We start from the raw sequence: 11,925 nt of genomic DNA on the forward strand, positions 1-11,925 counted from the left end.
CTAAAACTGCGACCGGAACGAATCTGAAAGTTGTATTGACCGAAGACTCACAGGCATTGGACGAAGTTGTGGTAGTGGGTTATGGTACACAGAAAAAAGGAAGTGTAACAGGAAGTATCACAAGTGTTGACGCAAAGACCATTGCAGATATTCCAACTGCCAATTTGGCAACGTCTTTAGCAGGACGTTTATCAGGAGTAATGATTTCTTCTACTACAGGTAAGCCTGGCGCAACTAGCAGTTTGAGTATTCGTGCTAAAGGTACTACTAATGATTCAAGCCCATTATATGTTATTGATGGGGTTGTCAGAAATCAAGAGGCATTCGAATCATTGGATGCCAGTGAAGTTGAAAATATATCAGTATTGAAAGATGGGGCTTCTGCTGCAGTGTATGGTGCCCGCGCAGCTAACGGTGTGGTTTTGGTTACAACTAAAAAAGGTAGTACGGGTAAGCCAGTTATAAATTATTCAGGTACCGTTGGTTTTGATAGTCCAACAAAAAATCCTGAAACAATGAGTGCTTATGAACAAGCTATTTTTCTAAATCATAATAGGTACCAAGATTGGGTTGATAAAGGTTCTGATCCCAAAAATCGTCCGGAAAATCAAAAAACATGGTATACAGATGATGAACTCGAGTATCTGAAAGGAGTAAACTATAGTTGGCTGGATGAGATGTGGAGAACCCCGCTCACCACGCGTCATGCCTTAAACATTACAGGTGGTACAGAACGCGTGCGTTATTTTATTGGCGGTGCTTATTATTTTGCAACTGGTGCTTTTGATAATTTGGAATATAATAAAGCAAATTTCCGTGCTAGCATTGATGCTAACATTACGGATAATTTTAAAGTAGGCTTAAATATTAGTACGGATAATAGGAAAGACATCAAGCCTCATTGGAAATCTGACGGTGGACGAGATAACTTGGATAATTTATATTCCAGCATTTTGAAACGTTCGAAAATGAATCCTTTTTATATCAATGGGCTTCCTGTAAAAGCCAATGGTTTGGAACAACATCCTTTGACTCAAATCAGTGAACAGGCAGGTAGAGATACACGTAAATGGATGAATACCAATGTTAATATGTTTGCGGAATATGATGCCCCATTCCTCAAAGGGTTGAAATTTAAATTCCAGTATAGTAGAAACACTTATAATAGACTCTATAAAGAGGTAGCGATGCCATATACTCTTTACACTTTTGAAACAAGTGGAACCAATGGACATTACATTGATCCGAGTAAAAACCCACAAGTTACAGGAACCGACGTACGTGGTGGAGACCGCTTTATCAAAAAAACATCAGCTCTTTACTCTGATTATCAAATGAATTTCTTTGTAACTTATGACCGGACATTCGGTAAACATGACATTGGTGCACTGTTTGTTTACGAACAGGCCGAAGGAGAGAATGAATCTTTTGACGCACAACGTAACGGTTTGTTAACTTGGACAATGCCCGAATTTCATGCTGCGAGCAGTGATGCTTCTCAATCTATAGTAGGTAATGGCTCTGTTGGTGAAAGCGGACGCCTTTCTTATGTCGGACGCTTAAATTATGCTTATGATGATAAATATCTTCTAGAAGCAGCTTTCCGTGTGGATGGTTCCACCAAATTTGCGCCCAATAAACGTTGGGGATTTTTTCCTTCTATTTCTGCTGGATGGCGTATATCCAATGAACCGTTTTTTGCTAATAATATAAAATTTATTGACTATCTGAAATTGCGTGGTTCAATAGCTTCTTTAGGTAATGATGCTATTGGTGGATGGGATTGGATGCCCAAGTATAACTTAACGACAGGAGCTATATTCGGTTCACAGAGCTATGGTATCGAGCCGGGTACGTTGGCTAATCCTGACTTGACATGGGAAAAATCCATTTCTTATAATGTAGGTTTTGATGGTCGTTTATTCAATCACTTTGATGTTAGTTTCGAATGGTTTTATAGACATACTTATGATATTCTTGCCGAACGTACCGCAAGTGTACCCACTAGCTTCGGAGCAAAACTTCCTAAAGAAAACTATGCAAAAATTGATGCACGAGGTTTTGAATTTGAAATAGGATATAACGGCCAAGTGAAAGATTTCACATATTGGTTGAAAGGTAACTTTGGCTATGCCAAAAGTTGGTGGGTAGAAAAAGATGAAGCCTCCAATTTAGCTGCTTACAAATCAGAAATAGGACAATCATTAGATCGAGTTTGGGGATATGATTGTCTTGGAATTCTTCGTTCACAGGAAGAAGTAGATCGAGTTAATGAAGAAAATGTAAAGAAATATGGGAAAGAATTACTCATTAAAGGGACTAAATTAGTTCCCGGTATGTTACTTTACAGAGATGTACGTGGAGTAAATAGCGATGAACCAGATGGTCAAATTACAGAAGAAGATATGGTTGTAATCGTTGATAAACAATCTGCTCCTATTACTTATGGATTTACATTAGGTGGTAAATGGAAAGGGTTTACATTGGATATATTCTTCCAAGGGCTAGCAGGTCACGAACGCGTTATTGATGATAGAAAACCTGGTGTGAAAGATTGGACAGGCACATTTGCATATTGGAATGATCATTGGACGGCAGAAAATCCCAATGCGTCAATGCCTTTTACTTTAACTAAAACAAATGGGGAGAAATCTACATTCTGGGTACGTAACGCATCATTTTTACGTTGTAAGAATATCTCTCTTTCATATGATATACCACAATCTATTACCAAAGCCTTAAAATTGGACAAGGTTAAAGTTTTTGTTAACGGAACTAATCTTTTCTTATTACAAGATGGATTAAAAATTGCAGATCCTGAGGTACATAAAGATCATATCAGTTCGTACCCAATCATGAGAAATTTCTCTTTTGGTCTTAACGTAACATTATAATCTCAATAAAAGAAAGACACTATGAAGTCAAAATATATTTTTACTGCAATACTTCTTGTTGGATTAGGAGTAGCAGGATGTAACGATGTTCTTGACAAAAAAAACTTGAACGCAGTAACTGCCGAGGATACATGGAATGATGAAACATTGGCAACGGCATTTTTAGATAAATGCTATGCTGATAATTTGCCAGACTGGTCTGCTGATGTAGCCGATATCAATCAATATAGCGATGAAGGTCGAGGTGGAGAAGATTTCTTCTATGCCGGTCAACTGACATCTGAAGGCGGAGGAGGACCAACTAAAGATTATTGGCCTTATGAAGGAATTTATAAACTAAATGTACTATTAGATAATATTAATACAGGAACATTATCTGAAGATGTGCGTAAAAAGATAGAGGCGCAAGCTCTTTTCCTACGTTCATATCGTTATTTTGAATTAGTGAAAAGATATGGTGGCGTACCATTGATTCTGTCTGTACAAGATAGAAAGGAATCAGAAGTGCCACGTGAAAAAACATCCGTGTGTATTAGCCAGATTGTAAATGATTTAAGTACTGCGGCAACAGTACTTCCCAAATCTTGGAGTGGATCTGATGCAGGACGTATTACGAGAGGGGCTGCATTGGCATTGAAAGGTCGTGTTTTACTGTTCTATGCCAGCAAGCAATTCAACAGAAATAATGATGCGGCACGTTGGCAGGCAGCCTATGATGCTAACTTAGCAGCGAAAGAACAATTGGAAAAAGATGGATATGGATTAAATTCTACTTATGATGGTACATGGAAAGACAATTCCGATGCAAGTGAATTATCTAAAGAAGTCATTTTCTCTAAACGCTATTCTTATCCTGCTAATAAGTCAGATATAAATGCAGGTGTGCGTCCTTTGGATTACTCCCAAGGCGCTACTGGCTGGAACCAGCCTACCCTTGATCTGGTTTTGGCATATCCCATGGCTGATGGTACTGTACCCGGAGTAGATATTGACGGAGATGGAGTAAAAGAGCCCTTTGACCCTACAGCGACAGATGAAAGAGGTTTGTTTTGGGTAGGACGTGATCCCCGTTTTTATAAAACAATTGTAACTAATGGCATGGTATATCCGTTAGCTGATAATCAATATCCCGAACAACGCCAATTCACTTATAAGGGGGGAGAAATTGAAATTGCAAACTCTACAAAAACCGGTTTTTACTCTTGCAAATTCATAAATCCAGTAGTGAAGAAAGTAGATGTACGTAACTATGATCTTGATTTAGTAGAAATTCGTTATGCAGAAGTTTTATTAAATTTAGCAGAATGTGCAGCTGAAGTTGGGAATAAAGATCCTGAAGTTTATACTATTTTAAAAGAGATTCGTAAACGAGCTGGTATCACGGCTAACGCTGATGAACTCTATGGTCTAAAAGCTAATATGACTAAACAAGAACTGATTGATGCTGTTCTTTTTGAACGTCGTATTGAATTAGCTTATGAAGGTAAACGCTTCTGGGATATGCGCCGTCGAATGATGTTTAGTGATCCGGAGTACAAAGGATACGCGCGTGAAAGAATTGAAATAGAACTCACTGATGCTAAAAAAGAATTATCGTTAAATGATTTGGCAAAAGATTTTGCAAATGGTGGAGGTGAGAGCAAATTAAACTCTGTGGACTACTTCAAGTATTTCAAAACAATTGTTACCAAGATAGATAATAAATTCCAATGGGATGTTGATGACAATCATTATTTCTTTGCCTTACCTAAAAAACATCTTGAACAGAATGCAAAATTAGAGCAAACTAAGGGCTGGAATGATGGTACTTTTGATCCATTGTTATAATTCTCAATTCTGATTTTCAAAGAACTATGTATTGTTTCTTAATATGAAATAGTTTCTATAATCACAGCAAGATTAATCTTGCTGTGATTTTATTTATATATGCTATTGATACACATATATTTTGTGAAAGCATATATTATTTCAAAGCCTTTCAATAAATTACATAATTTATATAATATAAAAATCTTACTTAAAAGCTCATTCTATATTCTCCTTTTTAATATCTAATGGTATTGTAAGTTTTTGAGATTATATCTATATATCAAATAATTCACAATGTTTTTATTAACTCGAATTTAACTAAAATGTGACATAATATGAGAAGATTGGGATTTCTTATGTGTTTGTTATGTTCCGTATTCACAATGGCACAACAACAAATTATAAAAAGTAAATGGGTTTATACGGATGATACCGGCAAACTAATATATAAACAGACGAAAAAAGGAGATCGTATTGCAGATTTCTCTTTCGCGGGATATAAAGGTGGTGGAGTTACATTACCGTATATACCGGCAAAATTGACTGTACATCCATTAGGAGACAATGAAGATTGTACAAATCATATTCAAAAAGCTATTGATATAGTTTCTGAATTACCTCAAAATGCACATGGTTTTAGAGGAGCTGTTTTGTTAGCTCCTGGGCACTATGTCTGTAATGGTTCTCTTCAAATCAAAGCTGATGGAGTTGTATTACGTGGTAGTGGAAGTGATCCCAGTGGGAGTGTGATTGTAATGGCAGGCGGTAAGCATACAGCCATCATATTAAATAATAAACTTCACCAACGTGTAGGGAATCGGATAGGGGAAATATCTTCCGGAGAAGCCTGCATCAAAGTTATAGATAAATATATTCCTGCAGGTGCATACAAACTCACTGTTGATAATGTTTCAAGGCTTTCTGTGGGTGACAATATAGAGATTCGTAAGCCTGTGACTGAGAAATGGATTAAATTTATGAAAATGGATAATTTGGTTCGCGATGGAAAAGCTCAGACTTGGATTAAGGCTGGAAAGTTTTTAATAACTGAACGAACGATTGCAGCCATTGACGGTAATATTATTACACTAACCGTACCACTCATTGATTGCTATGATTCCAATTACACGGATGATAATACAACCATAGTCGTCGCAAATAATGTTGGCCGCCTCAAACAATGCGGAGTAGAAAATATCCGTATTGAATCACCGGCCCAAGCGGTCAATCATTCTAAAGCATTATATTATGCATTAAGAATAAATGGTGAAGATTGTTGGGCTAAAGATATTAATGCTATGGAAACGATGGAAAGTATTGGTATAGGCGGGCGACGAATTACATTACAACAAGTAAATGTAATAAGAAAAGCATTGCATCAAGGGGCATCCAAACCGGCAGAATTTGCTCCAAATGGTGGCCAGATTCTATTAGATCGCTGCTCTGTTGAAGGGGATAACATATGGTTTGCAGCCTTGGGAGCCGGACAAACAGGCCCTATCGTATTTCTAAATTGTACCTTTAAAGGTAACGGGCGAATTGAAGGACACCAGCGTTGGAGTACCGGTATATTATTGGATAATTGTAGCCTGCCTAACGGTGGTATTGATTTTAAAAATCGAGGTTCAATGGGTTCAGGGCATGGTTGGGGAACTGCCTGGTCCGTAGCTTGGAATTGTACAGCTAAAAGTTATGTTAATCAACTTCCACCGGGTACATATAATTGGGTCATTGGTAGTAAGGGAGAAAGTACACCATTACGTCGTCCGTTCAATCAGTCTGGGCCAACACTCCCCGTTGGAATTTTTGATTCGCATAACATTTCTGTTACGCCACAAAGCCTTTATTTGGCCCAGTTAAAAGAAAGGCTAGGAAATACCGCACTACAAAATATTGGATATGGTCTGTCCGAACAAAATCCGATACCAAAAGAGACAGATTATATTTTCCAAGGTGGAATGCAGGCTGACGCTTCATTAAGAAATCGAGATTTCAATGCTATACATGAATATATGCGTTCTTTGGGTTGGGATTATTCCGAACATCCTAATATATCTAAACATGATCATTATCAAGGGATACACTGTGAAGTCATTTTCGATAGAACTTTGCAACAGTATGTATTCAATTTTATTAATCATGCTAATACCGAAGTATTGGATAGTGACCGTGGAAGATTATTAAGTGATCGACAAAGGAATGAAATGAAAAGTCAAACCAATTATAATTGGCATAAATTAAATGGAAATTGGAATGAATGGCAACGGTTAGAATGGAAATTCCGTATATCAAAAGATTTTCGTCCTTCTACGAGTTTTTGTCATTTACATCAACTGAAAGCACAAGAAGGAAATAATGGTGCACCACTTATTACCATAAGTACTCGCTGTGACAAAGACGGTAACAATAAACGTGTACAAATCATTCATACCGGAGATAATAAAAAAAGTAGTAAAGGGGTTATTATAGACAACCTGCCACTATCGGATTTTGAAGAAGAATGGATACAGGTAGAAACAGAAATGCATTATACCCATCATGGCGTATTCCGTATAAAGCTTACTCGTATTAGTGATGGAAAAATACTCGTCAATCAATCTTTTTCCGATATTGATTTATGGAGAAAAGGGGCTACCAATATTCGTAATAAATTCGGCATATATCGTAGTTTAGGAAGAAAGATGAAAAGTTCTTCTGATCGTCCTGATAATGGTATTAAAGATGAAAACCTACAATTAGCGGATTTTAAAGTGTACGAAGCGTTTACTAACTTTAATCCTCAACCTCATGATTAAATAAATATAATTGTAATCAAATAAAATAATAAAGCCTACTTCATAATTTGAAATAGGCTTTATTAAAAGGTTATAATTTTCTCACTTGATCAATTCCATGGTGCATTCTGTTCCCATACATCTCCCATAATATCCATTTGAGATTGAGGAATAGGCCATAGATTACCATCAAACTTTCTCATTCTACCGCTCTCATCATATTGAACAGTAGGAATTACATCTTTTGCAATATCCCATCTAATGATATCGTAATAACGGATTCCTTCGTAAGCCAATTCTACACGACGTTCATTACGAATAATCTCACGCGTTAATTGAGGTTTGACTGGCATATTCACACCCGGACGCTGGCGCACATCATTTAATGCTTTCAGTGCTAGAGGATCATTCCCTTGTCCACTTTCGAACATTGCTTCGGCGTACATCAATAACAAGTCTGCATAACGCATTTTTACTATATGCTGATCACTCAAAGTAGATGCTTTAGGTACTTCAACATTAGGGTTGACATATTTTTTGAAAGCCAACTGTGTAAAAGGAATAAGTCCTTCGGCTTTATTACCATCTTCTTCAAATTTACCAGATTTATTATTATTGGGCCAAGGATCACCAATTTCATACATAGTCATTTTTATACGAGGATCGTTAGGCTCATAAGAAGCACGTAAATTAAAACTAGGGAATATAGTCATACGACTTCCTACCATTTGGTCTAATGCATGGAAATCATCTGGTGCTTTAAATTGAATAGAGAACATAATTTCTGGATTATTTTCTTGTTTTCCAAAGAAAATACCTGCATAGTCGTCAGCTAAGTCGAATGGATTATTAGGGTCATGAATATAATCACCAGCTAATTTAGCAACATCACTATAGCGTTGATCATTTAATAATATACGACATTTTAAAACAACTGCAGAACCTTGAACTGCATGTCCATCTGTATATGCAATATTAGGTAACCATTTAATAGCAAAATCAATATCCTCTAGCATTTGTTTAACCACTTCTGCACGAGGAGTACGTGGCATTCGATCATAACCACTACCAACTTCAGCACCTTGAAGCATGAGAGGCACATCACCGTAATGGACAACTAATTCATTATAAAAGAATGTACGAATAAATAAAGCTTCTGCCTTTAATTTATTAAAATCAGCCTCAGAATACAAATCTTTTACTTTATCAAAATTATCAAGAAAATAATTTGCAGCAGAAATACCTTTATATGAGTATGTCCACATATCATTTAATACACCACCTGTAGTTGAATTGATACCGCCTTGTTGAATATTCAATGGTGCTCCACCAGTACCACGAACGACTGCATTATCTGATAAATATTCCAATTCCGTACAGGGACCACTTGCCGGAACTGCAGAAAATGTAGAGTTACGAAAGCTAGCATATACAGCAGTCAAAGCATTATCTGCATCTTTAGTAGTTTTCCAAAATGTTGTTGAACTTAATTCATCTAGAGGTTGTTTATCTAGAAAGTCGTTACATGAAATGAATGTTCCGGTTAACGCTATTATACATATACTTTTTAATATATTCTTCTTCATATCCATACTCTTTTTATAAGGTTACTTTTAAACCGAATGATACTACCTTGGCTTGAGGATAAATAGCACCTCTTGAATTTTGAGCAGTACGTTCTGGATCAAGTCCTTGAAAGAAATCAGTGAAAGTTAACAGATTATCTCCTGAGAAGTAAATACGTACATTTTGGAAATGTATCTTGCTTAGCCATGCCTTAGGAAGGGTGTAGCCAATCTGTATATTTTTCATTCTCAAATATGAACCATCTTGTAACCACCAAGTAGAAACAGCTGTATTAGGTGCATAATTATCATTAAAAATATGAGGAATTGAATTAGAGGTACCTTCACCGTCCCATGCTCCTCTCCAAAAAGTAGAAGGTACTGAAGCCTGACGGAAAGGAGCAATACCCCATTCTTTTACGTAAATCTTTTTGCCTTCCACACCTTGGAAGAACAAAGAAAGATCAAATCCTTTATAAGCGGCATTAATAGTAAACCCATAATTGAATTTGGGAAAAGCACCATCTACTACTACACGATCATCAGGAGTAATTTTTCCATCAGGTACTCCATCCGGACCAGATATATCTTTATACTTCATATCACCGGGTTGGGTTAAATTACTCAATGGCTTCGGACCATTATCAATTTCTGATTGATTTTGATAAATACCATCAAATACGTACATGTAATAGGAACTCCAAGGAAGTCCTTCTTGCTTTATTGTTCCATTGCTACTATTTATTTCACGGGCTCCAAATTTGACTAATTTATTTCTATAGGTTTCCAAATTAGCACTTATGCTATACGTAAAATTACCTATTCTGTTTTCATGTCCTAGAACAAATTCCCAACCCTTATTCTCCATAGTTCCATCATTTACCATTGGAGCAGATACACCTATATGAGTAGGTACTTGCAATTCACGTAAGATATCTTTTGTCGTTTTTTTGTACCAGTCGATAGAACCGAATAGTCTATTATTAAAGAAACCAAAATCTACACCGAAGTCAACAGCTGTAGTCGTTTCCCATTTGATCTCCGGATTACTTAAAGCGTCTTGTGTAAACCCTTGACTAACTTGTCCACCGAAATTATATTTCACAGCTGTAAGTAAATCTTGATATGGATAATTACCTATATTCTGATTTCCTAACTGTCCCCATGAACCACGTACTTTTAAATTTGAAATCCATTCCACATTTTTTAAAAAATTCTCTTCTGAAACACGCCATCCTGCAGAGAAAGAAGGAAATAATCCCCAACGTTTACCGCTAGCTAAACGAGAAGTACCATCATAACGAAAACTTGCTTCAAATAAATATTTACCCATAAAGTCATAATTCAAACGACCAAAGTATGATTGTATGGCCCACTCGTATGCACCTCCTTCATTCGTTTGGCCGGCAGTTGGAGCAACATCTAATTCCCAATGCGTATTTGTGGGAACCCCTGTTCTATAACCACCTATTTTGTCATATTTAAAGTTTTCCTGATTATATCCTAACATTACATTTAAATTATGTTTATCAGCAAAAGTCTTTTTATAGTTTAAAGTTCCATATAGTGTATATTGCATTTCTGTTTCTTGTCTTACAGTTAAAGTATTGACATCGCTGTTATAGGTACTTTCTTCATGATTTCCGAATTCATCCGGATGTAATTTATATGCTTTAACGGAAACTGTTAAACATTTTGATTGCAATTGATTATAACGGACAGACGCTTTTACCTCAGCATCTAACCCGTCAATAATTTTCACTTTAGCAAATGCACTACCTAACACATAGTTTTCATCAAATTTCTTTCCACCACCACTATATGCAACAGCTAATGGAGCTTTGTTGTGTCCCCGTCCAGAATATCCGCCAGTACAAAATCGTCCATCTGGTAAATATGGAGTATAATATGGACCTTGAGCATACATGCACAGAATCATGTCTTCCGTCTCATTATTATCAATTTGATTACCACCACTGGTATATGATGTGGAATGGCGCTGCGATTTAGAGAAATTAATGTTTGTTCCAAATGTTACTCTACCTCCTAAATTAGTTTTTAAATTCATTTGAGCATCGTAACGTTTATACCCTGTTTTTATTACCATTCCATCCTGATCCAAATAGCCTAAACCAAAGTTATACGTTGTACCATTTTTACCACCATTTACACTTAAAAAATGCTGTTGCATAGGAGCGGTTTTAATGATGTCATCATACCAATCATGATTGGGATACATAGGATCTCCAGGAGCTGCATTTTTATAAGCATCAATCCACTCTTGCTTATATCCCTTAGTAGCTATATCTCCACCTGTATGTGTCAACGCTTTATTGAACAAGGTCATATATTCGGCAGAATTTGTAATCCTGTCTTGCTTTGTGGTAGGTGATTGCCATGCCATATTGAAATTATAATCAATATTTAAACGACCTTCGGTACCATTCTTTGTAGTAATCAAAATAACACCATTTGCCGCACGAGAACCATAAATAGAAGCAGAAGCAGCATCCTTCAATACAGTGATATTCTCTATCATATTCGGGTTCACTTTATTCATGTCACCTTCAACACCATCAATCAAGACTAACGGATTACTACCTGCATCAGAAAAGGTTCCTTGGCCACGAATTTGAATAGCAGCTTGTTCAGCACCAGGATTAGCTGAGTTCTGTACAATTTGTAAACCTGGAACTCGTCCTTGTAACATCGAAGAAGCATTAGGAGAAACGCGCTTTGTTAAGTCTGCAGCATCTACACTGCCCACCGCTCCAGTAAGATTTACTTTTTTCTGTGTACCATAACCCACTACCACAACTTCGTCCAATGCCTGTGAGTCTTCGGTCAATACAACTTTCAGATTCGTTCCGGTCGCAGTTTTAG

Annotated in this window: 5 protein-coding genes; 3 read left to right on the forward strand and 2 right to left on the reverse strand. The window is 36.7% G+C overall.

What is annotated here, in order from left to right; all coding sequences use genetic code 11:
• From BHV72_RS05465 to BHV72_RS05475, 3 genes are all read left to right on the forward strand, one after another.
• Positions 1 to 2,894, forward strand: a 2,894-nt coding sequence (locus BHV72_RS05465) for a SusC/RagA family TonB-linked outer membrane protein (protein ID WP_286855040.1), incomplete at its 5' end; no start/stop codon positions are given.
• Positions 2,895 to 2,915: 21 nt separating this feature from the next.
• Positions 2,916 to 4,721 (forward strand): RagB/SusD family nutrient uptake outer membrane protein, encoded by a 1,806-nt coding sequence (locus BHV72_RS05470; protein ID WP_009121633.1) that lies wholly within the window; start codon positions 2,916 to 2,918, stop codon positions 4,719 to 4,721.
• Positions 4,722 to 5,086: 365 nt separating this feature from the next.
• Positions 5,087 to 7,498: a hypothetical protein gene (locus tag BHV72_RS05475; RefSeq protein WP_286855041.1), complete on the forward strand. Its 2,412-nt coding sequence runs from the start codon at positions 5,087 to 5,089 to the stop codon at positions 7,496 to 7,498.
• Positions 7,499 to 7,587: 89 nt separating this feature from the next.
• On the opposite strand, the gene BHV72_RS05480 is transcribed toward BHV72_RS05475, so the two are convergent.
• The gene (locus tag BHV72_RS05480) at positions 7,588 to 9,069 is read right to left on the reverse strand and encodes a RagB/SusD family nutrient uptake outer membrane protein (protein WP_087413721.1); all 1,482 of its coding nucleotides are present in this window, start codon (positions 9,067 to 9,069) and stop codon (positions 7,588 to 7,590) included.
• 7 nt (positions 9,070 to 9,076) lie between these two features.
• On the reverse strand, positions 9,077 to 11,925 hold a 2,849-nt coding region (locus tag BHV72_RS05485), incomplete at its 5' end, for a SusC/RagA family TonB-linked outer membrane protein (RefSeq protein WP_286855042.1).

Origin of the sequence: Bacteroides sp. 43_46 (assembly GCF_001915455.1) — a bacterium.
Lineage (GTDB): Bacteria > Bacteroidota > Bacteroidia > Bacteroidales > Bacteroidaceae > Bacteroides > Bacteroides caccae.

Excerpts from the sequence above, each read along its gene's own strand:
- BHV72_RS05475 (WP_286855041.1), top strand. The coding sequence starts at position 5,087 with ATGGCACAACAACAAATTATAAAAAGTAAATGGGTTTATACGGATGAT.
- BHV72_RS05480 (WP_087413721.1), bottom strand. The coding sequence starts at position 9,069 with ATGGATATGAAGAAGAATATATTAAAAAGTATATGTATAATAGCGTTA.
- BHV72_RS05470 (WP_009121633.1), top strand. The coding sequence starts at position 2,916 with ATGAAGTCAAAATATATTTTTACTGCAATACTTCTTGTTGGATTAGGA.